Source organism: Catenuloplanes nepalensis (assembly GCF_030811575.1).
GTDB classification, from domain to species: domain Bacteria; phylum Actinomycetota; class Actinomycetes; order Mycobacteriales; family Micromonosporaceae; genus Catenuloplanes; species Catenuloplanes nepalensis.
Map to the genome: position 1 here is coordinate 9,616,860 of NZ_JAUSRA010000001.1, position 26,118 is coordinate 9,642,977.

Sequence of the window (26,118 nt, forward strand, 5' to 3'; positions counted from 1 at the left end):
CCGTACCCGATGACGGTGACCTTCAAGGATTTGCCCTTTCCACGCGGACCGCGCAGACCTTGAACTCCGGCATGCGGGAGGTCGGGTCGAGCGCGTCGTTGGTGAGCGAGTTCGCCCGGCCCGCGCCGGCCCAGTGGAACGGCATGAAGACCGTGTCCTCCCGGATCGCGTCGCTGAGCCGGGCCGGTGCCGTGACCTCGCCGCGCCGAGAGGTGACGGTGAGCGCGTCCCCGTCCGCGACGCCGAGGCGCACGGCCAGGTCCGGGTGCAGTTCGACGAACGCGCGCGGCGCGGCCCTGCGCAGCGCGCCGACCCGCCGGGTCTGCGTGCCGGACTGGTACTGCGCCAGCACCCGCCCGGTGGTCAGGTAGAGCGGGTAGTCCGCGCACGGCTCCTCGGCCGCGGCCCGGTGCTCGACCGGGATCATCCGGGCCCGCCCGTCCGGCGTGCCGAACCGTTCGGTGAAGATCCGCGGCGTGTCCGGCCCGTCGGTGTCCGGGCACGGCCAGAACACGCCGTCGTTCGCGTCGATCCGCTCCCAGGTGACGCCGGCGTAGTCCGCGACGCCGCCCGCGCTGGCCCGGCGCAGCTCCGCGAAGACCTCGGCCGGATCGGCCGGGAAGCCCCGCTCGGTGCCGAGCCGCGTGGCCAGGTCGTGCAGGATCTCGAGGTCGGTGCGGGCCTGGCCGGGCGGGCGGCGGATCGCGTGCCGGCGCAGCACCCGGCCCTCCAGGTTGGTCATGGTGCCGTCCTCCTCGGCCCACATCGCGGTCGGCAGCACCACGTCCGCGAGCGCGGCCGTCTCGGAGAGCAGGAAGTCCGCGACGACCAGGAACTCCAGGCTCTTGATCCGCTCGGTGACGTGACCGGCGCGCGGCGCGGAGACCACCGGATTCGAGCCGAACAGCAGCATCGCCTTGGGCCCGGCCTCGGTGCCGAGCGCGTCCAGCAGTTCGTATGCGGATACGCCGGGACCCGGGATCGTCGCCGGATCCACGCCCCACACGCCCGCCACGTGCTCCCGCGCGGCCGGGTCGTCGATCTTGCGGTAGCCGGGGAGCTGGTCGGCCTTCTGTCCGTGCTCGCGGCCGCCCTGCCCGTTGCCCTGCCCGGTCAGGCAGCCGTAACCGGAGCCCGGCCGGCCGGGCAGGCCGAGCGCGAGCGCCAGGTTGATGAACGCGGAGACCGTGTCCACGCCCTTCGCGTGCTGCTCGGCGCCGCGCGCGGTCAGGATGATCACGCGCTCACCGCCGGCCAGCGCACGCGCGGCACTTTCAAGATCCGCCACGGGTACGCCGGTCAGCCGCTCGACCCGGGCCGGCCAGTAGTTCGCCACGGTCCGGCGCACGTCGTCGAAGCCGGTGGTGCGCTCCGCCAGGTAGTCCTTGTCCAGCAGGCCCTCGGTGAGCGCGATGTGCAGCAGCGCGTTCGCGATCGCCAGGTCGGTGCCGGGCGTCGGCTGCAGGTGCAGGGTGGCCTGCTTCGCGGTCGGCGTGGCGCGCGGGTCGATCACGATCAGCGTGCCGCCGCGCGCCTTATGGTCGGCGAGCCAGCGGCCGAACGGCGGCATCGTCTCGGCCACGTTCGCGCCGACCAGCAGCAGCGTGTCCGCCTCGCCCACGTCACTCAGCGGGAACGGCAGGCCGCGGTCGATGCCGAACGAGCGGATGCCGGCCGCGGCCGCGGACGACATGCAGAACCGGCCGTTGTAGTCGATGTTGCGGGTGCGCAGCGCGACGCGGGCGAACTTGCCGAGCGCGTACGACTTCTCGTTGGTCAGCCCGCCGCCGCCGAACACGGCCACGGCGTTCTCGTCGTACCGCCGCTGAATGCTTTTGATCTTGCTCGCGATCAGCGTGAGCGCGTCGTCCCAGCTGGCCTCTTGCAGCCGGCCGTCTCGCCGGATCAGCGGCGTGGTGATGCGCTCGGGGTGATCCAGCAGGTCGGCGGCGGTCCAGCCCTTCTGGCACAGGCCGCCCCGGTTGGTGGGGAAGTCGCGTGGCTCGACGGAGATAAGATCATTCGTGGCGCGCAGCGTCATGCCGCACTGCAATGCGCAGTACGGACAGTGCGTTTCAACGCGGTCGCCATCGGTCATGTACGGAAGCGTCGCCAGGCGGGATTTCCCGGCCGCGTCCCTTCCGTGTCGGTCATGTCAACTGGCTCTCACCGCGCCCTCGGCGCCGTCGTGAACTCACATCCGCAGGTCAGGGTCGGTTAGACGGCCGTTGCAGTCCTGACTCACGACTCGAACTCCGGAGAAACTCCGCCTGCCTACGTTTCGTCGTGTTGCTGATCTCTCACCGCGGAAACCGGAGTCGATCATGAGCACCGCCACGACGCTTGCCCCGACCGACACGATTGCCGCAACGGCGCGGCGGCACGGACGCTGGATCGACGACTGGCGACCCGAGGACCCGGACTTCTGGGCGAACGGCGGCGCCAGGATCGCCCGCCGCAACCTGATCTTCTCGATCTTCTCCGAGCACATCGGCTTCTCGGTCTGGACGCTCTGGTCCGTGCTGGTGCTCTTCCTCGGCCCGGCCTACGGCATCGACCCGGCGCAGAAGTTCCTGCTCACCGCGGCCCCGGCCGCGCTCGGCGCGGTGGTGCGGCTGCCCTACACGTTCGCGGTCGCCACGTTCGGCGGGCGGAACTGGACGATCATCAGCGCGCTGCTGCTGCTCATCCCGGCCGGGCTGGCCGCGTTCCTGATCCAGCCGGGCGTCTCGTACACCACGCTGCTGGTCATCGCGTGCGTGGCCGGCGTCGGCGGCGGCAACTTCGCGTCCTCGATGGCGAACATCAACGCGTTCTACCCGCAGCGGCTCAAGGGCTGGGCGCTCGGCCTGAACGCGGGCGGCGGCAACCTCGGCGTGGCCGTGGTGCAGCTGGTCGGCCTCGCGGTGCTGGCCACGGTCGGCGCCGGCCGTCCCGGGCTGATCGCCGGCCTCTACATCCCGCTGATCGTGATCGCCGCGGTCGCGTCCGCGCTCTACATGGACAACCTGACCGTGGCGTCGAACGAGAAGGGCGCGCTGCGCGAGGTCAGCCGGGACCCGCACACCTGGATCATGTCGGTGCTCTACATCGGCACGTTCGGCTCGTTCATCGGCTTCGGGTTCGCGTTCGGCCAGGTGCTGCAGGTGCAGTTCAAGGACTCGTTCGCCACGCCGGTCGAGGCCGCGTACCTGACGTTCCTCGGCCCGCTGCTCGGCTCGCTGATCCGGCCGATCGGTGGCGCGCTCGCGGACCGGTTCGGCGGCGCGTTCGTCACGATGCTCAACTTCGCGGCGATGGGCGCGGGCGCGGCCGTGGTGCTCTACGCGTCGTCCGCCCGTTCGCTGCCGCTCTACCTGGTCGGCTTCGTGCTGCTGTTCGTCTTCTCCGGCGTCGGGAACGGCTCCACGTACAAGATGATCCCGGCGATCTTCAAGGCGAAGGGCGCGCTGAGCGACGCGGCCCCGGAGATCGCCGAGGCCCGGGCGCGCCGGCTCTCCGGCGCGCTGATCGGCATCGCGGGCGCGATCGGCGCGTTCGGCGGTGTGCTGGTCAACGTCGCGTTCCGCCAGTCCTTCCTGACCACCGGCTCAGCCGAGGCGGCCTACGCCGCATTCATCGCCTACTACCTGATCTGCCTCACCATCACCTGGTTCGTCTACCTCCGCCCATCCCCGAACCGCCTCGCCGGCGTCTGACCGCGACACCCGCCGGCCCGCCTGACCCGTTTCCGGGCCGGGCGGGCCGGCGGCGGCTTCGGTGCCGGTCAGGCGACGGTGAGCACGATCTTGCCGCGGAGGTGGCCGCGGGCGGCCCGCTCGTGTGCCGCCCGCGCCTCCGCGAGCGGACAGGTGCTGTCGATCGCGACCCGCACGGTGCCGTCGGCGAGCAGCCGGCCCAGCTCGGCCAGCTGCGCGCCGTTCGAGCGGACCTGCGCCGCCGACACCGTGACGCCGTGCCGCGCGACCTCGTCCGCGTCGAACTCGGCGTAGAAGACCGGGAACAGCGCACCGCCCGGTTTGAGCGTGCCCAGGAACTCGCGGCCGGCCGGGCCGCCGACCGTGTCCAGCACCAGGTCGAGGTCGCGCGCCACCTCGGCCGGACGGGCCCTCGTGTAGTCGATGAACTCGTCCGCGCCGAGCTCGCGCAGGAACTCCTCGTGCCCGCCGGACGCCACCGCGATCACGCGGGCGCCCTGCCACTTCGCCAGCTGCACCGCGAAGTGCCCGACACCGCCGGCGGCGCCGTTGACCAGCACGGTCGTGCCCTGGCCGATCGGGACCGGGCGGTGCGGGCGCGCCTGGAACGGCGACGGGTGGTCGTGGCCGGGCTCGATCAGGTACTGCCAGGCGGTGAGCGCGGCCATCGGCACGCCCGCGGCCCGCACGTGGTCCAGCCCGGCCGGCTTACGGGCCAGGTCGGCGGTGGGCGCGGTGATGTACTCCGCGTACCCGCCGCCGGTGAAGCTCGGGAAGCGGACCATGCCGAAGACCTCGTCACCGGCGGCGAAGTCGCCGGCCGCGCTCTCGACCACGCCGGACACGTCGGTGCCCGGCGTCATCGGGAACGCGAACGTGGTCTCGGTCTCGCCGGGCATCGTCGTCATGCCGTCGCGCACGTACCAGTCGGGCGGGTTGACGCCGGCCGCGTGCACGCGCACCAGCACCTCGCCGGGCTTCGGCTCGGGCGTGGGCACGTCCTCGTACCGCAGTACCTCCGGGCCACCGTGCTCGTGCAGCCGGATCGCCTTCATCTGTCTCCTCTTCCCGTCGCTCCGTGGGTGCCTCCCGAGTCAATCCGTGCCCGGACCGGCCGTCCAAGACCCGGTCCGCACACCCCCATACCGAAACCGCATGGCGGCGGTACGGTGGGACCGGTGAACGACCTGGAACTGCGGCTCGTGCGCTACTTCACCGTGGTGGCGGAGCACCTGAACTTCAGCCGGGCGGCCGCGGAGCTGCACCTGGCACAGCCGTCACTGAGCCGGCAGATCCAGCGGCTGGAGCACGACCTCGGCGTCCGCCTGCTGGACCGCACGCCGCACGGCAACCAGCTCACCGAGGCCGGCAAGGCGTTCCTCCCGAAGGCGCACGCGCTGCTGCGGGCCGCCACCGACGCCACGCTGACCGCGCGCGCCCACGCCCCGGTGGCCGGGCTCACCATCGGCTACGTCGAAGACCTGATCATCACGCCGGCGGTACGGGAGCTGCGCCGCCGCCACCCGGACGCGCACATCGACACGCGGCATCTGGACTGCCGGGAGATGGGCGCGCTCACCGACGGCCGGGTGGACGCGCTGGTGGCCCGCACCCCGCTGCCGTTCGACGACGGCGACGTCCGGGTCAGCACGCTCTACGAGGAGTCCCGGGTGCTCGTGGTGCCGGACGGCCACGAGCTGGCCGGGCACGCCTCGGTGCGCATGGCCGACCTGGCCGGTCACGAGCCGTTGCCCTGCCCGCTGACCGAGCCGGCGTACCGGTTGTTCGGCATCGGCCCGGCGCCGGCGGTCGAGAGCGGCAACGACAAGCTGGAGTTGATCGCGGCCGGTCAGGCGATCGCGGTGCTGCCGGCCGGCGACCGGCGCAGCCTGCTCCGCCCCGGCCTGGCCACCGTGCCGCTGTCGGACGCGCCGGCCAGCCGCGTCGTCCTGGCCACCCGCCCCGACGACGCGAACCCGCTGATCAGGGAGTTCCGCTCCACGGCTCGGGAGCACCTGCACGCCCGCTGAGTCACCGCCCGGCGTCCTTCCGGTGATCGAGGCGATCCTCAAGTCGGTCAGAACGACTTGAGGGTCGCGGGCCCGTTCGCCTGATGCCGAGCCTCGGTGCCTGCCGTGCGGGTCTTGTTCCTGCCACGCCGGAGACCGGCAGGAAGGAGCGCCAGTGACGACCGGTGCCCAATGCCACTCAGGCTAAGTTGATCATGGAGGCTTATTCAGCGCCGCCCTCGTCAGACCGCGCGGCCTGCGGCAACGCGGTGCCGGTTCGCTGCTCTGGATAAGCCTCATGGAATCCGACCTGCGCCTTCCACGAGCACCTCACCGGCATCCGCGCGACGCCGCCCGTCCACCTCTGTTGCCCACCCCTTCGGACCGGGAGCGCGGGCCCACCCGAGCCCCGCGCGCGGCAACCAGGCGCTCCACACCCGAAATATCGTGACATCCGACCCTCTGGCGCGGACTGCCCGCCCGAGAGGTGCCACCGCCGCGACCCTGTGTGATCAATCAGTTGAGCAAAAAGTAGATCAAAAACCGAAGTTGATCGCCTTTTTGCTCCATTGATTGATCACTCAGGCGTCAGGCCCAAGGCCGTCAAGGAATTCACGGCGTCGCCAGGCAGGCACGTGGCGGCTTTATCAGGAAATTTCGGGCGCAAGGCGCCCGGGCGCATCGGAGAGGTGCGGCTCTGCCTGCCGCCGGCGGTGTTTCGGCGCGCGGAGGCCGTGCGCCATTCGCGCGCCGACAGCAAAGGTGACCTCGAACTGACAGTATTCCCGCCGGTCAGAGGAGTGCGGCCGTACCGCCCCTACTTCAAGAGGCTTATTCAGCGCGGCGAGCCAACGCCGCGCTGCCGCAGGCCGGGCCGCCTGACGAGGGCGACGCTGAATAAGCCCCCCAAGATCGAAATAGGCCGAGTGGCATTGGACCGGTGCCCGCGGGAGCGACTCCGTTGCCCGTTCGGCGGCGGCTCGCCGCAAAGGATCATTGACCGACACGAAGGAGAGGTCGACTTCGATATTCGACCTCTCCTTCGTGTCGGTCAATGATCCTTCGGGCATGAGTGGTCGCGACAGCACGACCACCACGCCGGCTTCCGCTCGACGCCGTCCGAGCCATGGCGGAAATAATCCGAAATTTCGGGCTGATGCCTCCGGTCTCCGGGCAGGGCTCGCGGCTTCCGATGCCGAATGGGCAACGGAGCCGGGAGCATGCGGAAACCGGCCACGCCGGAAGCGGGAAAGCCGGATCTTGAATTTGCCCTTGAACTAATCCACCTCGGCGGAGCCGTTGACGCGGAGTTTGCGGCGGGCGCGCTCGTAGAACGTGGTCTGGCCGAGGCGGACGACGTTGGCGGCGGCGCGGCGGGCGCGGACGCAGATCTGGTCGCCCGGGCGGAGGCGGCCGGCGATGATGCCGTCGACCTCCAGGGCCAGCTCGCCGCTGGTCGGGAGCAGGTCGAGGACGACCTCCTCGTCGGCGGAGAGGACCAGCGCGCGGTTGAAGCTGGAGTGCGCGGAGGACGGCACCACCAGGAAGCCCTCGACGGTGGGGGAGACGATCGGGCCGCCGGCCGCGAAGCTGTACGCGGTGGAGCCGGTCGAGGTGGCCACGATCACGGCGTCCGCGGCGTACCGCACGAACGGCGCGCCCTGCACGGAGATCGCCACGCCGGCCATGCCCTCGCCGGGCACCCGGGCCAGCGCGATGTCGTTGAACGCGGTCACCTCGGTCCCGTCCGGCACCAGCGTGGTGATCGCCATCCGGGACTCGACCGTGAAGTCGTGGCCGTCGATGCGGGACAGCGTGTCCGGCAGGTCGTCCACGTCGATCTCGGCCAGGAAGCCGAGCCGGCCCAGGTTCACCCCCAGCACCGGCGTGCTGCGCCCGGCCGACAGCCGCATGCTGCGCAGCATCGTGCCGTCGCCGCCCAGGCTGACCAGCAGGTCGGAGCGGTCGAGCAACTCCTCCTCGCCGGCCGGGACCGCGCTGCAGTCGATGCGCGCTATCTCGTCCGGCAGGCCCAGCACGGTCACACCGCGGGCGCGCGCCCACTCGACGATCGTGTCTATCGCGATTTTCGAGTCCCGTTTCGGGTGCAGAACCAGCCCGACGGTGTGAACCATGCCCATGCTGATGATGGTATTTACTTACGGACCCGCACGGCGTCGTAGGCCACCACCTCGTTGCGGGAGCCGGTCGCGGGCACCACGGCCTTCCACGTACCGGACGTGGTGGCCTTGAAGGTCCTGCCGTAGGCGCCCTTCGCGTTCGTGGTCACGGTGGCCTGCCGGGACCAGGCGGACGCGCCGTCGGCCTTGAACCAGATCTGCACCTTCGTGTTCGCCGCCGCCCTGCCGTCCGTGCTGAACACGCCCTTCGCGGTGAGCTTCGTTCCCTTCCGCACCGGCTCCGGCGCCGCGTTCAGCGTCACGGACGCCGGGCGCTTCACGGTGTACCTGCCGGTCGTCACGTTGGTGCGGTAGTACGTCAGGTTCGGGTCGTTCACGCCGGTGCCGGTGACGTAGGCGCCGTAGAGCTCCGTGCTGTAGGTGCCGGCCGGGTCCTTGCCGCAGACCAGCAGGTCACCCTCCCAGACGTTGCCACGCGTGTTCGTCAGCAGCGTGGCGTCGTAGATCGCGCCGTTGCGCCGGATGTCCACGCCGACCGCGGACACCAGCACGTTCTCGGTCGGCAGCGGGCCGCTCAGCGTGGCGGTGATGTGCGCGCGGTTCGCGCACCCCTCCGAGGACTTGAGCGTGAACGCGGTCTTGCTGATCTTCGCCGTGGTCACGCTGACGCTCGCCGGGTGCCAGTCCGGCTCGTCCGCCGCCTCCTGGGCGAAGACCAACCCGGCCGGCGCGGCCGGGGCGGCCGAGGCCGGTGCGGCGAGCCCGAGCGCGGGGGCGATGGCGACGGTGGCGGCCAGGACGGGGGTGAGCATCCGGCGGCGGAGGTTCTGCATGCGGTTGTCCCAGGTTTCTCGGCGGGTCTGTCGCTGAGAATTAGGCGGGCGGCCGGTAGCGGAACGGGTGCGGACGCGGTGCGGCCCGGGTGCGTGAGAAAGCACCCGGGCCGCGCCGTTTCACTAAGCCGCCGGGCGCTCGGCCGTGACCTCGGCCGGTCGTAGCGCGATCTCCAGCACGTCCGCCACGTCCGCGAGCGCGTGGATGGTCAGCTGCTGGCGGATCTCGGCCGGCAGGTCGTCCAGATCCGGCTCGTTGCGCGCCGGGATGATCACCTCGGTGAGGCCGGCCCGGTGTGCGGCCAGCAGCTTCTGCTTGACGCCGCCGATCGGCAGCACCCGCCCGGCCAGCGTGACCTCGCCGGTCATGCCCACCTCCGGGCGGACCGGCCGGCCGGAGGCCAGCGACGCGAGCGCGGTGACCATCGTGATGCCCGCGCTCGGCCCGTCCTTCGGCACCGCGCCGGCCGGGACGTGCAGGTGCAGGCGCTTGCCGTCCAGCGGCGCGGCCCGGTCGTGCGAGCGCAGGTAGGAGAGCGCGATCTGCGCGGACTCCTTCATCACGTCGCCGAGCTGGCCGGTGAGCGTCAGCCCGCCCTCGCCCGGCATCGCGGTGGCCTCGATGAACAGCACGTCACCGCCGGCGCCGGTGACCGCGAGCCCGGTGGCCACGCCCGGCACCGCGGTGCGCTCCGCCGACTCGAAGAAGAACCTCGGCCGGCCGAGGAAGTCGGTCAGGTTGGCGGTGCCGACATCGATCCTGTCGCTCTTGACGGCCACCTTGCGCAGCACCTTGGCCAGGGCCCGCTCCAGCTGACGGACGCCGGCTTCCCGGGTGTACTCCACGGCGATCGTGCCGAGCGCCTCGTCCGTGATGGTCACGTCCTCGGCGGTCAGACCGGCTCGGTCGAGCTGCCGCGGCCACAGGTGGTCGCGGGCGATCGACACCTTCTCGCTCTCCGTGTAGCCGTCCAGTGTGACCAGTTCCATCCGGTCCAGCAGCGGGCCGGGGATCGACTCCACCACGTTCGCGGTGGCGAGGAACAGCACGTCCGAGAGGTCCAGGTCGACCTCCAGGTAGTGGTCCCGGAACGTGTGGTTCTGCGCCGGGTCCAGCACCTCCAGCAGCGCGGCGGCCGGGTCGCCGGCGTACCCGGCGGAGATCTTGTCGATCTCGTCGAGCAGCACCACCGGGTTCATCGAGCCGGCCTCGCGGATCGCGCGCACGATCCGGCCGGGCAGCGCGCCGACGTAGGTGCGCCGGTGACCGCGGATCTCCGCCTCGTCCCGGATGCCGCCGAGCGAGACGCGGACGAACTTCCGGCCGAGCGCGCGGGCGACGGACTCGCCGAGCGAGGTCTTGCCGACCCCGGGCGGGCCGGACAGCGCGAGCACCGCGCCGGAGCCACGGCCGCCGACCACGTGCAGGCCACGGGCCGCGCGCCGGTTGCGTACCGCCAGGTATTCGAGGATCCGGTCCTTCACGTCGTCCAGGCCCGCGTGGTCCGCGTCGAGCACGGCGCGCGCCGCGTCCAGGTCGGTGTTGTCCTCCGTGGTGGTCGTCCACGGCATCTCCAGCACCGTGTCCAGCCAGGTGCGGATCCAGCCGGACTCCGGCGACGCGTCGCTGGCCCGCTCCAGGCGGCCGACCTCACGCATCGCAGCCTCGCGGATGTTGTCCGGCAGGTCCGCCTCCTGCACCCGGGTGCGGTAGTCGCCGGCGCCATCAGGCTCGTCCTCGCCAAGCTCCTTGCGGATCGCGGCGAGCTGCTGGCGGAGCAGGAAGTTGCGTTGGGTCGCCTCCAGGCCCTCACGCACCTCGGAATTGATCTTCTCGCTGACCTCCTCCTCGGCCTGGTGCTCCTTGATCCAGGTGACCAGGAGCTCCAGCCGGGCGGTCAGGTCGGTCTCGTCGAGCAGCTTGCGCTTCTGCTCCACCGACATCCACGGCGAGTAGCCGGAGGAGTCGGCGATCTCGTGCAGGTCGGTCATCCGCTCGACCGCGTCGATCACCTGCCACGCGCCGCGCTTCTGCAGCTGCGCGCGGACCAGCGCCTTGTATTCGCGAGCCAGCTCACGGGTCTTCCCGGTCGCCGGGGATTCCTCGATCTCGGTGGACTCCACCCAGAGCGCCGCACCCGGGCCGGACACGCCGGAGCCGATGCGCGCGCGGTGCAGTCCGCGGATCACGGCCACCGGCTCGCCGCTGGGCAGCCGGCCGACCTGTTCGATCACGGCCACGGTGCCGACCGGGCCGTAGACGCCGTCGATTCTGGGGACGGCCAGCACCCGCTTGTCGCCGCTGGTCCGGGCCGCGTCCACGGCGGCCTGGGTGGCGGAGTCGAGCTCCACCGGGGTAACCATGCGGGGGAGCAGCACGTCGTCGGTCAACGGCAGTACGGGAAGTGTGGCCATCGGACACCCCAATCTTGAGCCTGCCCGACTCAACCTCGCCCACCGTGTCCGTCTTCCCGTCCGTGATGCGCGACACGACGCGCACGCGACGCCGAGTGGCCGGTCCGGGTCCTTACAGTGGTGGGTCATGAGCACCCCGTCACCGCTGCGCCCGGTCGAGACCGCGGAGGAGCAGCTCTTCGCGCGCGGCCGCTGGGTCGTCCAGCCTGACCGAAGGCTCAGCCAGCTGGTCGCCCGCCGCCCCGAGGGCGTCAGCCCGAACCAGTGGAACACCGCGCTGCGCACCCGATGTGACTTCGTCGCGCTCGACCCGGACAGCCGGATGCCGGTCTTCGCGGCCGAGTTCACCGACCCGGCCGGCACGGACGAGCGGCTCGACCGCATGCTCGCCACCGTCTGCGGCACGGTCGGGCTGGAGTGGCTGCGCGTGGTCTCGCCGATCCTCGGCGCCACCACGCAGGCCCGCCGGGTGGTGGAGTATCTGCTGGACGCACGGGCGTTCCGGGATGCCACCGGCACCGGGTCCGGCTTTCGTGACATCGTCGGCCGGCTCCCCGACGGCCGGGACGGCTTCGTCAACGACCTGAGCACGCTGGCCCGCGCCGCCGCGGTCGACGCCTACATCGGGCGCGACCTGGCCGACCCGATCATCCGCGGCCTGCACGTCACCACGCCGGACGGCGCGGCGGAGGGCTGGGCCTGGGTCGAGCTGCCCGAGGGCCGCCACCTGCTGGAACGCGTCCGGCTCGTGCCACACGGCTTCGACTGCGGCCTCGCCCTGGACCGCCTCGCGGAAGATCTGGCCGCGCTCGCGGTCGGCGAGCGCCTCAAGCGCCTGGACACCACCCCGCCGGTGTGGCTCAGCCGCGACGATCTCTTCCGCGCGTACGACCACCTCCAGGCCCGGCATCCCGCGCTCAACTCGCCGTTCTTCGCGCCCCTCTGACACCCGGCGCACCGGCACCGGAGTCCTCAGCCGATGGATGTCCAGAGCCGGTCCACGGGCATGATGTGGATGCGGTCCTCGTAGGTGAAAGAACGCAGCCCGGTGCTGAGCGCCACTCCGGCGATGAACCTGTCGCCGAGCGTCTCTCGCAGCGTCCGGAGGCCCTTGAGGTCCGCACCCGAGACGCGTTCGTTCGCCTTGACCTCGAACGCGAGGACTCGGCCGTCGTTGAACTCGATGACGTAGTCGACCTCGTCGCCGTCGTGAGTTCGCCAGTGGCCTGTGGAGACCTCCTCGTCCAGCCAGGAGGTCTGCTTGCGAAGCTCGCCGACGACAAAGGTTTCGAGTAGGTGGCCGAATTCCACCAAGGCGGTCGGATCCAGGCCGGCGAGCTTGGCGGGCGTAATCCGCATGAGCCGAGCGGCTACCCCGGTGTCGATGACGTGCACCTTCGGTGAGGCTGCGGATCGGGAGCGTAGCGTCTTGCCCCAGGCCGGAAGCCGGTCGATCAGGAAGAGGTCCTCGAGGAGCCGGACGTAGTCCTCGATGGTTCTGCGCTCGCCCGTGAGCCCTTGGGATACGTTGGCCAGGTTGAGAATCTGCCCGGTCCGCCCGGCAAGCCGGCCCAGCAGCTCACGCAGCATGTTGCGCTGGCGGATTCGGACGAGTTCGATGGCATCGCGCTTCAGGGACTGGCGGATGTAGTTGTCGAACCATCGATCTCGTGCGGCGCCGACGCGACGCAGGGCCAGCGGAAAACCCCCGGCGCAGAGCCGGTCTACGTACTCCGTTCGGGCGGTCGTCGAGGACGGCCGGGCGGCGACCGTTGTCTCGGGATCTGCTCGAAGTGCTGGCAGGAAGTCCTCGTTTACGCCGTAGATCTCCCCTTGGGAGAGCGGCCAGATGGTCATCGTGTGCAGCCGGCCGGTGAGCGCCTGCGCCGTACGAGGCAGCGCGTCCTGGCGGGTCGACCCGGTCAGCACGGCGGTGCCAGGCAGGGAGCCTTCGCGGTTGAGTCGAGCCTTCAACGCGTCGAGGATCTGTGGGGCGTGTTGATATTCGTCGACGCACAGCAAGCCCTGGGTCGCGACGGCCGTCTGCGGGTTGGCTGTCACGGCATCTCGGGTGCCCAGTTCGTCCAGGTCCAGAACGGGCACACCTCGAGCGTCGGCCAGAACGCTCAGCACCGTGGACTTGCCGACGGAGCGCGGGCCGTGCAGCGCGATGACCGGCTCGATCCGGACCAAGTCGTCGAGCAACGCGGAGACGCGCCGCTCCGCGATTCCGGTGAGCGGTCCCGTCATGCTTGCCTCCCGCAGCCCAACTACCAGATCTCCGGACAGCAAACTACCAAAATTTGAGCAACTGAACTACCAAAATTGGAGCGGTCGAACTACCAAAATTGGAGGAGGTGTGAGGGCCGAATCGTGAGGGGCGGCCGAGTCGCCGGTAGAGGGCAACGGCCGCTGGAGCGGTCCGGTCATGTGCGAAGTTCTGGGGTTTCGGGTGGGGCTACGGTCCGCCATGCGGGCGGTGTCGCACAGTCTGGGCGACGTTCACCCACAGCCCGCTTCTAGTTTCGCAGGGTGACCGCCTTCGACCTCTTTCCGTGTTTTTCGCCGCTCCAACGGTACGAGATGTCCGTTACACGCCTTATGTCAAGCTTCGACGGTAACGCCGAGGTCGCGGTGAACGGCCGGGTGCCGGGCGTGCTCAGTGGATCGCCGAGACAGGTGGATCTGCTGGTCCGCGGGCGGGTGTTCGGCGCGGGCGTGACGGTGGCGGTGGAGTGCCGGCAGGGCCGGCGGGCGGCGGACGTGGGCGCGGTCGAGCGGTTCATCGGCAAGCTGCTCGACGTGGACGCGGACCGGGGCGTGCTCTACTCGCGGTCCGGCTTCACCCGGTGCGCCCGCGCACGGGCCGCGGCGGCGCGCTGGCCCGCGGTGATGGCGGTGTCGCTGGGCGGCGGGCCGAGGATCCCGCGGCAGCGGCGCGGTGTGGAGCCGCTGCCGCCGTTCGGCGTGGACGAGATCACCGAGGCGGACTTCGCGCTCTTCCTCTGGCGCTGCGCCGGTATCGGTGGCTGACGGCAAGTTCCTACGGATTTAATGGCAAAGACGCACAAATTGGGCGATGATCCGGCCTCGCTCGCCCGTACGCTCAACGTTGTGCAACCAGCGGACGCGGACCAGCCGCCGGACCCGGATGAAGAGCCCGACACGCTCCGTCGCCTGACGCTCTTCGACGCCTCGATCAGCCGGCTCCTCGGCGGCTTCGAGCCCCCCGTCGACGTGGCGTACAACCGCCGCGTCGAGGGCCGGCTCAGCCGATCGCCGCGCCGCGTCGACGTCCTGGTCCAGGGCCCCGTGCTGGGCGTGCGGGTGACCGCCGCGATCGAGTGCGTGCAGCGCCGGCACCGGCCGGTGGACGTCGGCGCGGTCGACCGCTTCGTCGGCAAGCTGCTCGACATCGGCGCGGACCGCGGCGTGCTCTACTCCTGCACCGGCTTCACCGATCGCGCCCGGGCCCGCGCCGCGCACGCGCAGAGCCCGCCCGTGATGGCCATCACGCTGGGCGACGGCCGGATGGTGCGCGACGGCCTGCCCCCGCACGACTCCACCGACGTCGACCAGGCCGACTTCGCGCTCTTCCTGCGCCTCGGCGGCACCGCCGAGCTCTGGACCCCCTGACCTGCCGGCTTCCTGACCTGCCGGCTTCCAGGCCGCACGATCGGGCGAGGAACGGACAACCAGGGCGACATGGGTACGAAGCATGCTCGTAACGTCGGCGGATGTCTCCCACCGGCATCCAGCTGAAGCGGTACGAGCAGTCGCTGACCCGGCTGCTGGCCGCGTTCGACCACGCCCACGTCGTCTACAACCGGCGGCACGACGGGCGGCTCAGCGGCGCGCCGCGGCACGTGCAGGTGATGATCCACGGCGCGGTGGCCGGCCTGCCGCTCACGGTCGCGGTCGAGTGCCGCCAGCAGCACCGCCCGGTCGGGATCTCGTGCGTGGAGCACTTCGTGGCGAAGCTCGAGGATCTCGGCGCCGACCGAGGCGTCCTCTACTCCTGCGCCGGCTTCACGGTCGCGGCCGGCAACCGGGCCGCGCACACGCACGACCCCGCGGTCCTCGCGATCTCGATCGGCGAGCCGGCGGCGCCCCGGATCCCCCGGCAGCGGCGCGGCGGCAGCGGCACCAGCGCGGACTACGCCCACTTCCTGCGCTACCCGGCCGTCTGACGGGCGGTCCACGACCGACCCCCGCACTGATCGGCCGGTGGCTAGACCGCGGGCTCGACCGCGGCCGCGATGCCCGGCGCGATCAGGCGCAGCTCGTCCAGCACCGCGGCCTCCTCGTCCGCCGGCACCTCGTCCAGCGCGGCGGAGAGCAGCGGCATCGCGTCCCGCTCCTGGAACGTCTCGTGGGCCACGGCCGCGGCCAGCGACCGGTCCCGCGCGCTCCGGTCCGCGTTGCGGGCCACGCCGAGCAGCGGGCACTGCGACCCGTGCCCGGCGCGACGCAGCCGGGACGACCACTCCAGCGCGCGCGGCACCGGCATGCGCGGCCCGAGCCAGGCGGCCAGCGCCAGCACGGTCCGCTCGCCGGGGAAACGCCGCCACAGGCCGTCGGTCAGCGGCTCGGCCAGCGAGACCGGGGCCTGCCCGGCCTCGTGGATCAGCGCGCGCAGCGCGGACGGCGGCACGTGCGCGGCGATCTCGGCGACGTCCGCGCCGGCCCGGCGCATCGTGTCGGCCATGCCGACGATCGGCATCGGGATCCGGCCGGCCCGCAGCTCCGCGCGCAGCCGTTCGGCCGCGTCCGCGGTACGGCCGAGCCGCATCAGGCTGTGGATCTCGTAGGAGGTCAGCTGGCTGCGCGTGACCAGCACCGCGCCGTCGTCCTCGGCTCGCTCCGGCACGGCCGCGACCAGCGCGACCACGCGTTCGTCGTCGCCCTCGGCGTACCGGACCAGCACCTCCATGTGGTCCACCGTGACCTGCTTCGTCGCGAGCGTGCGCAGCTCGTCCAGCGCGCGGGCCGCCTCGTCCACCCGGGACAGCGCGGTGCAGGCGCGGATCAGCGTGGTCAGCAGTTTGATCCGGACCGGGCGGCGGGCGTCGGTCTCCAGGCCGCGCCGGGCCGCGTCGATCGACTCCGCCAGGTTGCCGGACGAGAACTCGGCCCGGGCCAGGTTCGCCAGCGCGTCCGCGGCCAGCACCCGGTCCTCGACCGCGCGGTTCGCGAGCCGCCGGTTGCGCTCGGCCTTGTCCTTCGTGACGAACGTGGCGAAGGAGTAGCCCGCGTGCCGCAGTTCCACGTCGCCGATCTCCGGCCCGGCGGCCGGGCCCCCGGTGATCCGGTCCACCACCTGCTCGTGCAGCCGGCCGGCCAGCCGCGCCACGTCCCGCTGGAACAGGCGCGGGAAGACCACCACCTGCGTGCCGTTCGCGTACTCGTTGACCTGCCGCACCCGGTACGCCGCCGGGCCGCCGGGCGCGGACAGCCGCCGCCGCAGCGCGTCCGGGTCGCCGGCCGCGGTCTCGTCCGCGTCCACCCAGAGCACCCAGCGCCCGGTGCAGTGCGCGATCGCCCGGTTGCGCGCGTCGCCGAAGTGCTCGTCCCAGAAGCCGTCGATCACCCGGGCCCCGTGCGCGCGCGCCACCGCGACCGTGTCGTCCACCGAGCCGGTGTCGTAGACCACGACCTCGTCCACGAACGGCGTGACCGCGTCGATGCTCGCGCCGATCGAGGCCGCCTCGTCCCGGACGATCATGCTGGCGGAGACGAGCAGCGGCGACTCGGTGACGACTCGCAGCCCGCAGGCGGCCGAGCCGGCGTGGGCCACCAGCGCGTCGTCGACCAGCACGATCCGGCCGGAGTCGCGCAGCCGCTCCCAGGGCAGGTCCGGGGTCGGGCCGCCGGCCGCGAGCAGCGCGGACCGGCGCAGCGCCACGCAGACCGGGCCGAGGCGGTCCACGTCGTACCGCTCGCCGCGGCGCCGCTCGCGCCACTCCCGGGCCAGGTCGCGCACCTCCCGTACCCCCGCGGGTTGGGTGATCTCGGCACGTTGCGGGCCGATCGAGCCGATGCAGCGCGGGCCGGCCGCGACCACGGTCCCGTCGTCCAGCACCTCGCGGACCGCGTCCAGCCAGTGCCGGGGGAGGATCATGTCGCCGTCCACGAACAGCAGCAGGTCGCGCCCGGTCGCGGCGACCGCCTCGATCCGGCCGCCGGGCACCGCGCGCACCCAGGGCAGCGCCGCCACCACCCGGTCCAGGCCGGCGCGCCCGGCCGGGAGCGCGCACACCACCTCGTCGCGCACGCCGAGCGCGGGCCTCAGCGCCTCCAGCGTGGCCTTCAGCTCCGCGGGACTGCCGCCGCCGGTCACCACCACGTCGAGGCTCGCAGAGCTCATGCCTTCGCATTCGGCCGGTCCCGCCCGAGGCTGAGACCATTCCGCAACCGAATCGCACCGGCGAGAACCCTCAGCGGGTACGGCCGGCGGCGGTCAGCTGCCGGCGCCGGCCTTGCGGACGGACTTCGCGTGATACATGGCGGCGTCGGCGACCCGCAGCAGCGCCTCCGCGGTCGGCTGCCCGTCCGTGGAGAGCGCGCTGCCGATGCTCGCCGACACCCGGGCCGTCCCCTCGTCCAGCTGGAACGGCCGGGACAGCGCGGCCCGGGCCCGTTCCGTGACCGCGGCCGCGCTCGCCGGCCCGTCGATGTCGTCCAGCAGCACCAGGAATTCGTCGCCGCCGAACCGGGCGGCCGTGTCCGTCTCGCGCAGCAGCGCCGTGATCCGCCCGGCCGTCTGTACCAGCAGCTGGTCGCCGGCCGCGTGCCCGAGCGTGTCGTTCACCGACTTGAAGCCGTCCAGGTCCAGGAAGAGCACCGCGAACGCGTACGCCGGCTCGCGCTGTGCCCGGTCCACCGCGTGCCGCAGCCGGTCCAGGAACAGGCCGCGGTTGGGCAGCCCGGTGAGGTGGTCGTAGAGCGCGGTCCGGCGCAGCCGCTCCTCCTGGTCGCGCAGCGAGCGCAGCATGAACTCCTGGTCGAGCGCGACCGCGAGCAGCGCGCCGGACTGGTTCATCGGCTCCCGGCCCGGCGGCGTCTTGTCCTGGATGCGCGCGACCGTGGCCAGCAGCCCCCAGTCGTGCGCGGCGCTGCGCACCGAGATGACGAAGACGATCTCACCGGCGTCCGGCCGGGCCGCGTCGAACAGCCCGGCCGGCGGGAAGTCCGCCACGTCGACCCGGCCGCCGGTCGTCGCGCAGTGGAGCGCGCCGGAGATCTCCAGCGCCCCCCGGCGCTTTTCCTGGTGCGGCTCCGGGCGCGGGTCGCGACGCGGGCTGCCGTGCCAGAGCCCGAGGCAGCCGGCCGTGACCGGGAGCCGGCGCAGCCAGCCGAGCGCGCGCGGATCCTGCTCGTCCGTGCGCAGCAGCTCCGCGCCGAGCTGGTACTGCGCGTTCAGCGTGTCCTGCAGGTAGCGGATGTCGCTGAACTGGTCGCGCGCCCGCTCCTGCGCCACCCGCACCAGGATCCGCCGGGCCCGGCGCTCCGGCACCAGGTCGTGCAGCGCCTCGTCCAGCTCGGCCAGGGTGAAACCGCGCAGCTCACCGGCGAACGCGGCCTCCGGTACGGCCGGGTCGGCGAGCCGGGCGGCGAGCGCGGTGGCAAGTGTCCGGGGCGCGGGGCGGTCGCAGCCGCAGCTCTCCCGCGGTACGAAGACGGTCGGCACGAACGTGACCCCGTCGCCGCGGTCCAGCGCCGCGACCGCGGCCGCGCCGATCCGGCCCAGCGGCTGCGCCACGCTGGCCAGCGCGGGCTCGGTGTAGAGCGCGGCCGGGATGTCGTCGAAGCCGATCACCGCCTGCTCCTGCGGCACCCGGTGGCCGGCCTCGGTCAGCGCCTCCAGCACGCCGATCGCGTTCCGGTCGGTGCCGCAGACCACGGCGGTGGACGGCAGCCCGGCCGCCAGCATCTCCGCCGCCGCGGTCCGGCCGCCGCGCTCGTGGTTGTCCGCCGCCGAGAAGAGGAACTCGGGCCGGCCGCCGAGCGCTTCGCGGTAGCCGGCGTACCGCTCGCGGATGTCCGGCACGTCCAGCGCGCCGGCGAACGCGATCCGGGTGTGGCCGTGCCCGATCAGGTGGGCGACCGCGTCCCGTACCCCCGAGCGGTTGTCCGGGAGCACCGCGTGCAGCGGCAGCGTCGTGGATCGGTGGCTGATCAGCACGACCGGCTTGCCGGTGGCGTGCAGCCGGGCCAGGTGGCCGTCGTCGACCGCGCCGATCACCACGACGAACGCGTCCGCGTGCGCCCAGCCGACCGGTGCGTTCCAGTCCGGGATGCCCTCGGAGTCGGCCCGTCTCGCGCCCGGCGTGAGCGTCTGCACGGCCAGCACCCGGCCACCGCGCGCGGCGGCGGCCCCGGTCACGCCGGCGAGCAGGCCGCCGTAGTAGTCGCCGCCGACGAACGGCGACAGCACCCCGATCGTCAGCCCGTTCACGAGATCAGACTCTCAGAACCCGCGGGTACGTGGCCGGGCGTTCCGAAACGTTATCGCTGTCCTAAATGTGGGCCGCGAGCATGGACATTATCAGTTAAGAGTCTTAATAATTCTCCAACGGCCGCGGTGACCTGCACCGCCGCCGATGGAGGAGGCTGCCGTGCAACGGTCTCGATCTATCGCCCTGACCCTCTTCTCGCTGTGCGCGGCCGCCGCGTCGGCCGTGCTGTTCGCGCTGCCCGCCTCGGCCGCGGCGGTCACCGCCACCTTCGCCAAGACCTCGGACTGGGGCTCCGGGTGGGAGGGGAAGTACACGATCACCAACGGGACGGGCGCGGCGATCACATCCTGGTCCGTGGCGTTCGACCTGCCGGCCGGCACCACCATGGGCAGCTACTGGGACGCGCTGATGACCTCCTCCGGGCAGCGGTACACGCTGGCGAACCGGTCATGGAACGGGACCGTGGCGCCGGGCGCGTCGGTGTCGTTCGGGTTCCTGGCCAACGGCGCGGGGACGCCGGCGAACTGCACCCTGAACGGCGCCTCCTGCGGTGGGGTCATTCCGACGACGGGGCCGACATCGGCCTCGCCGAGCCCACAGCCGAGTGCGACGTCGAGCCCGCGGCCGACCGCCAGCCCGACGCCCACGTCCTCGCCCACGCCGTCGAACCCGAATCCGGGCAGTCTGCCGAGACACGCGCTGATCGGCTATCTCCACTCCAGCTTCGCGAACGGGTCCGGATATCTGCGCATGGCGGACGTGCCGGCGGAATGGGACATCATCAATCTCGCCTTCGGTGAGCCGACCACGGCCACGTCCGGCGACATCCGGTTCGGCCTGTGCCCGGCCGCGGAATGCCCGGGCGTCGAGTCCGAGGCCGAGTTCAAGGCCGCGATCCAGGCCAAACGCGCACAGGGCAAGAAGGTGCTGATCTCGATCGGCGGCCAGAACGGCCAGGTGCAGCTGACCACGGCCGCGGCCCGGGACGCGTTCGTCACCTCGGTCGCCGCGATCATCGACCGGTACGGCCTGGACGGCCTGGACATCGACTTCGAGGGCCACTCGCTGTCGCTGAACACCGGCGACACCGACTTCAAGAACCCGACCACACCCGCGATCGTCAACCTGATCTCCGCGGTGCGGACGCTCAAGGCCCGGTACGGCGCGAACTTCGTGCTCACCATGGCGCCGGAGACGTTCTTCGTGCAGCTCGGCCACCAGTACTACGGCTCCGGCCCGTGGGGCGGCCAGGATCCGCGCTCCGGCGCGTACCTCCCGGTGATCCACGCCCTGCGCGACGACCTCACGGTCCTGCACGTGCAGGACTACAACTCCGGCCCGATCGTCGGCCTGGACGGCGCCTACCACACGATGGGCGGCGCGGACTTCCACATCGCGATGACCGACATGCTGCTGGCCGGCTTCCCGGTCGCGGGCAACACCGCGAACGTGTTCCCGGCGCTGCGCGAGGACCAGGTCGCGTTCGGGGCGCCGTCCTCGGTCAGCGCCGGCAACGGCCACGTGGCGCCCGCCGCGATCCAGGAGGCGGTCAACTGCCTGGTCAAGGGCGTCTCCTGCGGGTCCTACACGCCGCGCAGCGGCACGAACCCGAACTTCCGCGGGCTGATGACGTGGTCGATCAACTGGGACCGCTACTACTCCTGGGAGTTCCGGAACTCGCACGCGCCGTTCCTGAAGGCGCTGCCCTGACGGTTCCCTGTCAGGCCGGGCCCGCACCCGGCCGGTCCAGGCGTCCCGTGGGTTCGTTCCCGCCCGCGGGGCGCCTGGATCCGTTCAACGCCGGCGCCTGCGCTCTACGCCAGTGCCTGCTCCAGGCCGGCGCCTGCCCTACGTCAGTGCCTGCTGCCCGTCGGCCCACAGGTCTTCGACGTGCTCGATCCCGGCCGAGATCCGGATCGTTCCCGCACCGATCCCGACCGGACGGCGCGGGCCGGGCCACCGGCTCAGAGAGCCAATCCCGACATCGTGGCCGCGATCCGCACGAAACGTAGGGCGAGAATCGGCGCCGCTGAATTTCATTCGCCCGTCCGGTTATTGCTTACGTACGTCACGGCCTCGGCGACGTCGTGTTCGAACTCGTCGTCCGGTGGTGGCACCTCGGCGAGCGCTGCACGAAGATGACGTGGTCGTCGTGAGTGCGTACGCGAGACCGGGACCGCATGATGACGGCGCCCTCGCCACATGGCAGGGACCACCCACGAGCATCATCGGCGGGTCTTGCGTATCTCGATCGCTTTCAACGCGAGGTCTTCCGCGGCTCGGTCCAGGATGGGAGCCTTCCCGTCCGTACCGCAGCAGGGTGGTTTGGTGCGTTTCTCCGACGGCACCGGCTCGTGTCCGACGAGGCGGTACAACTCGGTGTAGACGTTGAACTCGGGATCACTGTCGTCGTGATCGGCGACCAGCAGAAGCCATGCCGCCTGCTGGGACTCGAACGCCACGATCGCGCGAAGCCGGCCGCTCAGGTGTTTGTCGCACAGCTTTTCCAGCGGATCCGCCCCGGTGAGGCGGTAGGAGAGTGCCGCGCATCCGTTGGCTTCAAGATCGCGCATGAAGGCGACGATCCTCTTCTGGTCGCTCTTGGGCCGGGACCGTATCTGCTGGTCGGCGCGGGGTGTCCGGAAAATCTTGGTCGACATGCGATCAGTCCGCGAGCCCTAGTTCTTTCTCCAGGTCCTCGATATCGGTCGGTATGCCCTGACCTCGACGCATCTGCGCCAGACTATCCTGAAGGTCAGGGCGTTCGAGGACTGCGCTGTCGGCCAGTCGATGCCACACCTTGTTGAGCAGGTCGTGGTTGTGACCCGCGGCGCGCAGGTCGCGAACCAGCGAGATGACGTCATACAGCCGGGGCACGTCCAGGCCGCCGCCATGCTCGTCGGCATAGATCAGCAGGCCTCGGCGGACCCAGCTGCGGATAGTCGGCTCGCTCACTCCGAGCAGCGGGGCGGCGACCGACACCGGAAGCGGGTCCAGGTCGGTGAGGACGTCCCTGCTCACCTGCAGAAGCTCGGCACGATCCGCGTCATCCCCGCTGATCCGGCCGGCGATCGACTCCAGCCGTCTCGCCCGCGCGAAAGCCTTCTCCACCTCGAACCGCTTCGACTTGCGCCCATGCCGCCGGAGCCGCCCACGCCGCTTCGACTTGTCGGTCGCAGATTTCATCGCGCCACCCTCGGTCGCCGGCCCGTCCTTTCGAGTATGGCGGCCTTTTCCGAAAGTCGGAAGGAGCCGAAGTCCTCCGCGCGCCCAGCCGAACGCGATCGCTCCGCCACCGAGGCCGATCCCGTCATCGATGTCCGTTTTCCACTTCGACATGCCGTCAACATAATCGATTAGGTGCGTTCGTGCTTACCGCATTCGAACGAGTGGTTGTGTGAGCCGATTGGCAGGGGGCGGCGTTCGGTGTCGTACCCGTGGAAAAGTCCTGGTCAGGCCGGGAGGCCGAGGCGGGTGCGCTGGGCCGGGATGTTGGCCAGGAGGTCGGCTTGGGCGCCGAAGGGGTCTTCGGCGAGGCGGCGGCGCCAGTGGTCGGCCTCGGCGGCGAGGTCGGTGAGGCGGGCGGGGCCGAGGCCGGCGGGGCGGGTCTGGTCGTAGAGGCGGGGGATGACCATGCTGGTGATGGCGTCGAGGGTGGTCAGGGCGTCGTCGAAGCGTTCCAGCACGATCTCGGTCAGGGCCTGGGCGTGCAGGCGGTACGGGTCGGACGGGACGGCGCGGCAGTGCTCGACGTAGCCGGCGAGCGTGCCGTGCGTGGCGAAGTGCGGCATGGCGCGTGAGCGGATCGCCTCGGCGAGATGCTGCATGGCGGGCTCGGCGGTCTCCCGGGTGGTCAGCGTGGTGCGTGGCAGCCGCAGGTCGACCGCGTCGTGGACGCGCCAGCCGGGGTGGCCGGCCGGAAGGTAGAGCGGGTGCAGCACGGCCTGGCCCGCGACGATCGCGCGGGCGATCAGGCCGACCGGCTCGGCGACCAGTTCCTCGTCGAAGACGAGCCAGCGGCCGGGCAGGGACGGGAGCGCGTACCGGACGACGGCCTCGCGCCAGACCGGGCCGGGGCGGAGCTTGACCGGGCGGTCGCCGTTCGTGGCGGTCCAGCGGATGCGCAGCGCGTCGAGCCAGGGTTCGAACGGGCCGCCGGGCGCGTCCAGCAGGCGGGTGGGGCGGCGGGTGCGGCGCTGCGCGCGTTTCAGATCATTCGCGGGTACGCCGTAGAGGTCCGCGAGCGCGGCGATCGACTCGCCGCCGTTCAGCACCTGCCCGCGGCCCGCGAACCGGCCGGGCGCGACCGCGGCCGGCACGTCCTGCAGCACCGGACCGAGGCCGGACCCGAGGCCGAACGGGAGGATCCGCACGTGGTGCACGCGGGAGACCTCTGCCGTCCGGCCGTCGAGCACGAACTGCTCCGCGCCGTCGGCGTCGTAGTCGTAGGCGACGAACGCCCGCACCGCACGGTCCACCGTGGACAGCAGGTGTGCGATCGACCGGCCGAGGGACGGGCCGGTGTCGCCGGTGGAGAGCTCCAGTCGGTGCCAGTCGTCCGCCAGCGGTACGACGCGGGCGTAGAGCACGTCCGGGCCGTCCGCGCGGAGCACGTCGAGGGCCGCGTCCACGTTCGCCCCCGGCCTGAGGTCCACCCAGGCCGCCCCCATCGAAGATGACATCCGCACGCAGTCCCGTCAGCTCGGCCGGACTGCATAGTAGTGATCAGTGCCGGCGGCGGCGTCCGCGCATCCACATCACGACGCCGGCGACCACGCCGACCACCACGAGACCGAACTTGAGGCCGGTCTTGCCGAACAGCAGCGCGCCGCCGCCCCGCAGCGCCTGGCCGAGCCAGTGATCGGGGTCGGTCAGGTCCTCCCAGAGGAACGTGGTGCCGGTGAGCCGCCAGCCGGCCCAGATCAGCGCCGTCGCCAGCACCGCGGTCACCGCCGCGCCCGCGATCAGCCGCCGGTTGCTCCGTACCCCTGCCACCTCGTTCGTCGTCATGCGTCGAATCTATGGGCGGATCGGGTGTGATGAATCGCCCGTGAGGCGGGGCCCGGTCTCTATCGGAGGGGAGAGAGGTACGGTGCGGCCATGGCCGGGAACGTGACAGTGATCGTCTGCGGGGCGCCGCTCGCCACGCGTACCCCCGATCTGCTCAAGGCTCTGCTCGGCGACGGCTGGACGCCGATCGTGATCGGGACGCCCGCGTCGCGCGCCTGGCTGGACCCGGCCGCGGTGCACGACGTGCTGGGTGCGCCGCCGCAGTTCGAGTTCCGGGCGCCGGGCGCGCCGAAGCAGGGCGGCCCGCCGGACGCGGTGGTGGTCTGCCCGGCCACGTTCAACACGCTGAACAAGGCGGCGAGCGGTGCCGCGGACACGTACGCGCTGGCCCGGCTCTGTGAGGCGCTCGGTGAGGGCGTGCCGGTCGTGGCGGTGCCGACCGTGAACGAGAAGCTCTGGGGCCACCCGGCCTGGCGGCGCAACCTGGCGCTGCTAGAGTCGGCCGGCATGGTGCTGCTGGACGTGCACAACGGCCGTCCGGGCCCGCGTCCGGTCGCGCCGGAGCTGGGCGGTGACCCGGGCGCGATCTTCGACCCGGCCTGGGTGATCGAGGCGCTGCGCCGGTTCAGCCGATCCTGACGTAATTCAGGGCCAGCTCACAGAACGCGCGGGTGGCCGCGGCCGGCCGGCGACGGGTCGCGGTCGCCAGCGACAGCGTCCACCACAGCTCCGGCCCGTCGATCGGCAAACCCTTCACACCAGGATCATCAGCGGGTACGGAGAAAGCCGGCATGATCGCCACGCCCAGCCCGTGCCGGACGTACTCGGGTGCGGTGCCGATCTCGACCACCTCCAGCGCGACCCGCCGTTGCAGCCCGGCGGCCGCGTAGGCCCGGTCGACCACGACCCGGTTGCCGAACCCGGCCGGCGAGTCGATGAACGGCCGCTCGGCCAGCCGCTCCAGCGTGACGCTCCCCCCGGGCCAGGTGGCCGGGACGATCGCCATCATCCGTACCCGCGCCAGGGTGTGAATGTCGAGGCCGGTGTGCGGCCGGTCGATGTCGGACAGGAACGCCATGTCGAACTCGCCGTCCAGCAGCGCCTGGGCCAGCCCGGCCGACCCGGTCGGCGCGGCCCGCATGCGCACGGTCACGCCGGGGTGGTCGGCCGTGAACCGGCCCAGCAGACCGGGCAGGTCCAGGATGGTGACGGACGTCATCGCGCCGACGTGCACGGTGCCGCGCAGCCCGCCGCGCACCCGGGCCACCGCGTCCCGGGCGCCCTGCGCCGCGTCCAGCACCGCGCGCGCCTCGGGCAGCAGTGCCGCGCCCGCGTCGGTCAGCGCGATCCGCTGCGGCCCGCGCTCGAACAGCTCGGCCCGCAGGTGCTGCTCCAGCGCGCGGATCGTGGCGGAGACGCCGGACTGGACCACGTGCAGGCGGGCTGCGGCACGGGTGAAGCTCAGCTCCTCCGCGACCGCCACGAAGTATTCGAGGTGCCGTAGGTCCATCACGACTGATGCTAGACCTCAGCATGAACCATCGTTGGCGCAG

The 26,118-nt window shown here is 71.8% G+C and carries 22 protein-coding genes; 8 read left to right on the plus strand and 14 right to left on the minus strand.

Going from position 1 to position 26,118, the window contains the following annotated elements; all coding sequences use genetic code 11:
- Positions 1-22: 22 nt before the first annotated feature.
- Entirely contained in the window at positions 23-2,098 is a 2,076-nt protein-coding gene (locus J2S43_RS41905; protein ID WP_503125040.1) for a molybdopterin oxidoreductase family protein, read from the minus strand.
- Between the two features lie 226 nt (positions 2,099-2,324).
- Here J2S43_RS41905 and J2S43_RS41910 point away from each other — a divergent pair, with 226 nt between their 5' ends.
- Positions 2,325-3,698 carry a nitrate/nitrite transporter gene (locus J2S43_RS41910; protein WP_306839041.1) on the plus strand — a complete coding sequence of 458 codons (1,374 nt, stop codon included), beginning with the start codon at positions 2,325-2,327 and terminating at the stop codon, positions 3,696-3,698.
- A 68-nt stretch (positions 3,699-3,766) separates the two neighbouring features.
- Here J2S43_RS41910 and J2S43_RS41915 read toward each other — a convergent pair whose 3' ends face one another.
- Positions 3,767-4,753, minus strand: coding sequence for an NADP-dependent oxidoreductase (locus J2S43_RS41915; protein WP_306839044.1), 987 nt, complete (start codon positions 4,751-4,753; stop codon positions 3,767-3,769).
- Between the two features lie 123 nt (positions 4,754-4,876).
- Between J2S43_RS41915 and J2S43_RS41920 the strand changes: the two genes are divergently transcribed.
- Positions 4,877-5,728: a LysR family transcriptional regulator gene (locus tag J2S43_RS41920; RefSeq protein WP_306839046.1), complete on the plus strand. Its 852-nt coding sequence runs from the start codon at positions 4,877-4,879 to the stop codon at positions 5,726-5,728.
- A 626-nt stretch (positions 5,729-6,354) separates the two neighbouring features.
- On the opposite strand, the gene J2S43_RS41925 is transcribed toward J2S43_RS41920, so the two are convergent.
- From J2S43_RS41925 to lon, 4 genes are all read right to left on the minus strand, one after another.
- Positions 6,355-6,804, minus strand: a complete 450-nt coding sequence (locus tag J2S43_RS41925) for a hypothetical protein (protein ID WP_306839048.1) — start codon at positions 6,802-6,804, stop codon at positions 6,355-6,357.
- 180 nt (positions 6,805-6,984) lie between these two features.
- Positions 6,985-7,848, minus strand: a complete 864-nt coding sequence (locus J2S43_RS41930; RefSeq protein WP_306839051.1) for an NAD(+)/NADH kinase — start codon at positions 7,846-7,848, stop codon at positions 6,985-6,987.
- A 14-nt stretch (positions 7,849-7,862) separates the two neighbouring features.
- Positions 7,863-8,681 carry a hypothetical protein gene (locus tag J2S43_RS41935; protein WP_306839053.1) on the minus strand — a complete coding sequence of 273 codons (819 nt, stop codon included), beginning with the start codon at positions 8,679-8,681 and terminating at the stop codon, positions 7,863-7,865.
- Positions 8,682-8,804: 123 nt separating this feature from the next.
- Positions 8,805-11,096, minus strand: coding sequence for an endopeptidase La (gene lon, locus J2S43_RS41940; RefSeq protein WP_306839054.1), 2,292 nt, complete (start codon positions 11,094-11,096; stop codon positions 8,805-8,807).
- Positions 11,097-11,223: 127 nt separating this feature from the next.
- Between lon and J2S43_RS41945 the strand changes: the two genes are divergently transcribed.
- Positions 11,224-12,042: a PDDEXK family nuclease gene (locus J2S43_RS41945; protein WP_306839056.1), complete on the plus strand. Its 819-nt coding sequence runs from the start codon at positions 11,224-11,226 to the stop codon at positions 12,040-12,042.
- A gap of 26 nt (positions 12,043-12,068) precedes the next feature.
- Here J2S43_RS41945 and J2S43_RS41950 read toward each other — a convergent pair whose 3' ends face one another.
- Positions 12,069-13,346, minus strand: a complete 1,278-nt coding sequence (locus J2S43_RS41950; RefSeq protein ID WP_306839058.1) for an ATP-binding protein — start codon at positions 13,344-13,346, stop codon at positions 12,069-12,071.
- Positions 13,347-13,697: 351 nt separating this feature from the next.
- Between J2S43_RS41950 and J2S43_RS41955 the strand changes: the two genes are divergently transcribed.
- The 3 genes from J2S43_RS41955 (at position 13,698) to J2S43_RS41965 (ending at position 15,286) form a co-directional block, all read left to right on the plus strand.
- The gene (locus J2S43_RS41955) at positions 13,698-14,129 is read left to right on the plus strand and encodes a restriction endonuclease (RefSeq protein WP_306839061.1); all 432 of its coding nucleotides are present in this window, start codon (positions 13,698-13,700) and stop codon (positions 14,127-14,129) included.
- A gap of 81 nt (positions 14,130-14,210) precedes the next feature.
- Positions 14,211-14,732 (plus strand): restriction endonuclease, encoded by a 522-nt coding sequence (locus J2S43_RS41960; protein WP_306839063.1) that lies wholly within the window; start codon positions 14,211-14,213, stop codon positions 14,730-14,732.
- A gap of 101 nt (positions 14,733-14,833) precedes the next feature.
- The gene (locus tag J2S43_RS41965) at positions 14,834-15,286 is read left to right on the plus strand and encodes a restriction endonuclease (RefSeq protein WP_306839065.1); all 453 of its coding nucleotides are present in this window, start codon (positions 14,834-14,836) and stop codon (positions 15,284-15,286) included.
- 41 nt (positions 15,287-15,327) lie between these two features.
- Here J2S43_RS41965 and J2S43_RS41970 read toward each other — a convergent pair whose 3' ends face one another.
- Together J2S43_RS41970 and J2S43_RS41975 are read right to left on the minus strand one after the other, a co-directional pair.
- The gene (locus J2S43_RS41970; RefSeq protein ID WP_306839067.1) at positions 15,328-17,463 is read right to left on the minus strand and encodes a glycosyltransferase; all 2,136 of its coding nucleotides are present in this window, start codon (positions 17,461-17,463) and stop codon (positions 15,328-15,330) included.
- 93 nt (positions 17,464-17,556) lie between these two features.
- A complete protein-coding gene (locus J2S43_RS41975) occupies positions 17,557-19,554 on the minus strand; it encodes a substrate-binding and GGDEF domain-containing protein (RefSeq protein WP_306839068.1) in 1,998 nt (665 codons plus the stop codon).
- Between the two features lie 178 nt (positions 19,555-19,732).
- Between J2S43_RS41975 and J2S43_RS41980 the strand changes: the two genes are divergently transcribed.
- Entirely contained in the window at positions 19,733-21,265 is a 1,533-nt protein-coding gene (locus J2S43_RS41980) for a chitinase (protein WP_306839804.1), read from the plus strand.
- Between the two features lie 515 nt (positions 21,266-21,780).
- On the opposite strand, the gene J2S43_RS41985 is transcribed toward J2S43_RS41980, so the two are convergent.
- The 4 genes from J2S43_RS41985 to J2S43_RS42000 form a co-directional block, all read right to left on the minus strand.
- Positions 21,781-22,215 (minus strand): hypothetical protein, encoded by a 435-nt coding sequence (locus J2S43_RS41985; RefSeq protein ID WP_306839070.1) that lies wholly within the window; start codon positions 22,213-22,215, stop codon positions 21,781-21,783.
- A 4-nt stretch (positions 22,216-22,219) separates the two neighbouring features.
- Positions 22,220-22,894 carry a MerR family transcriptional regulator gene (locus J2S43_RS41990; RefSeq protein ID WP_306839072.1) on the minus strand — a complete coding sequence of 225 codons (675 nt, stop codon included), beginning with the start codon at positions 22,892-22,894 and terminating at the stop codon, positions 22,220-22,222.
- A 113-nt stretch (positions 22,895-23,007) separates the two neighbouring features.
- Positions 23,008-24,210, minus strand: coding sequence for a hypothetical protein (locus J2S43_RS41995; RefSeq protein WP_306839074.1), 1,203 nt, complete (start codon positions 24,208-24,210; stop codon positions 23,008-23,010).
- A gap of 70 nt (positions 24,211-24,280) precedes the next feature.
- On the minus strand, positions 24,281-24,565 hold the full coding sequence (locus J2S43_RS42000) for a hypothetical protein (RefSeq protein ID WP_306839076.1): 285 nt from the start codon (positions 24,563-24,565) through the stop codon (positions 24,281-24,283).
- A 90-nt stretch (positions 24,566-24,655) separates the two neighbouring features.
- Here J2S43_RS42000 and J2S43_RS42005 point away from each other — a divergent pair, with 90 nt between their 5' ends.
- Complete coding sequence (locus tag J2S43_RS42005) at positions 24,656-25,204, plus strand: flavoprotein (protein WP_306839078.1); 549 nt, start codon at positions 24,656-24,658, stop codon at positions 25,202-25,204.
- On the opposite strand, the gene J2S43_RS42010 is transcribed toward J2S43_RS42005, so the two are convergent.
- A complete protein-coding gene (locus J2S43_RS42010) occupies positions 25,191-26,075 on the minus strand; it encodes a LysR family transcriptional regulator (protein ID WP_306839080.1) in 885 nt (294 codons plus the stop codon). The genes J2S43_RS42005 and J2S43_RS42010 overlap by 14 nt on opposite strands.
- Positions 26,076-26,118 lie beyond the last annotated feature (43 nt).

Bases quoted from the DNA above. Each gene is read 5' to 3' on its own strand.
- J2S43_RS41905 (WP_503125040.1), bottom strand. From the start codon at position 2,098: ATGACCGATGGCGACCGCGTTGAAACGCACTGTCCGTACTGCGCATTG.
- J2S43_RS41910 (WP_306839041.1), top strand. From the start codon at position 2,325: ATGAGCACCGCCACGACGCTTGCCCCGACCGACACGATTGCCGCAACG.
- J2S43_RS41915 (WP_306839044.1), bottom strand. From the start codon at position 4,753: ATGAAGGCGATCCGGCTGCACGAGCACGGTGGCCCGGAGGTACTGCGG.
- J2S43_RS41930 (WP_306839051.1), bottom strand. From the start codon at position 7,848: ATGGGCATGGTTCACACCGTCGGGCTGGTTCTGCACCCGAAACGGGAC.
- J2S43_RS41935 (WP_306839053.1), bottom strand. From the start codon at position 8,681: ATGCAGAACCTCCGCCGCCGGATGCTCACCCCCGTCCTGGCCGCCACC.
- lon (WP_306839054.1), bottom strand. From the start codon at position 11,096: ATGGCCACACTTCCCGTACTGCCGTTGACCGACGACGTGCTGCTCCCC.
- J2S43_RS41945 (WP_306839056.1), top strand. From the start codon at position 11,224: ATGAGCACCCCGTCACCGCTGCGCCCGGTCGAGACCGCGGAGGAGCAG.
- J2S43_RS41950 (WP_306839058.1), bottom strand. From the start codon at position 13,346: ATGACGGGACCGCTCACCGGAATCGCGGAGCGGCGCGTCTCCGCGTTG.
- J2S43_RS41955 (WP_306839061.1), top strand. From the start codon at position 13,698: ATGTCAAGCTTCGACGGTAACGCCGAGGTCGCGGTGAACGGCCGGGTG.
- J2S43_RS41965 (WP_306839065.1), top strand. From the start codon at position 14,834: ATGTCTCCCACCGGCATCCAGCTGAAGCGGTACGAGCAGTCGCTGACC.
- J2S43_RS41970 (WP_306839067.1), bottom strand. From the start codon at position 17,463: ATGAGCTCTGCGAGCCTCGACGTGGTGGTGACCGGCGGCGGCAGTCCC.
- J2S43_RS41985 (WP_306839070.1), bottom strand. From the start codon at position 22,215: ATGTCGACCAAGATTTTCCGGACACCCCGCGCCGACCAGCAGATACGG.
- J2S43_RS41990 (WP_306839072.1), bottom strand. From the start codon at position 22,894: ATGTCGAAGTGGAAAACGGACATCGATGACGGGATCGGCCTCGGTGGC.
- J2S43_RS42000 (WP_306839076.1), bottom strand. From the start codon at position 24,565: ATGACGACGAACGAGGTGGCAGGGGTACGGAGCAACCGGCGGCTGATC.
- J2S43_RS42005 (WP_306839078.1), top strand. From the start codon at position 24,656: ATGGCCGGGAACGTGACAGTGATCGTCTGCGGGGCGCCGCTCGCCACG.
- J2S43_RS42010 (WP_306839080.1), bottom strand. From the start codon at position 26,075: ATGGACCTACGGCACCTCGAATACTTCGTGGCGGTCGCGGAGGAGCTG.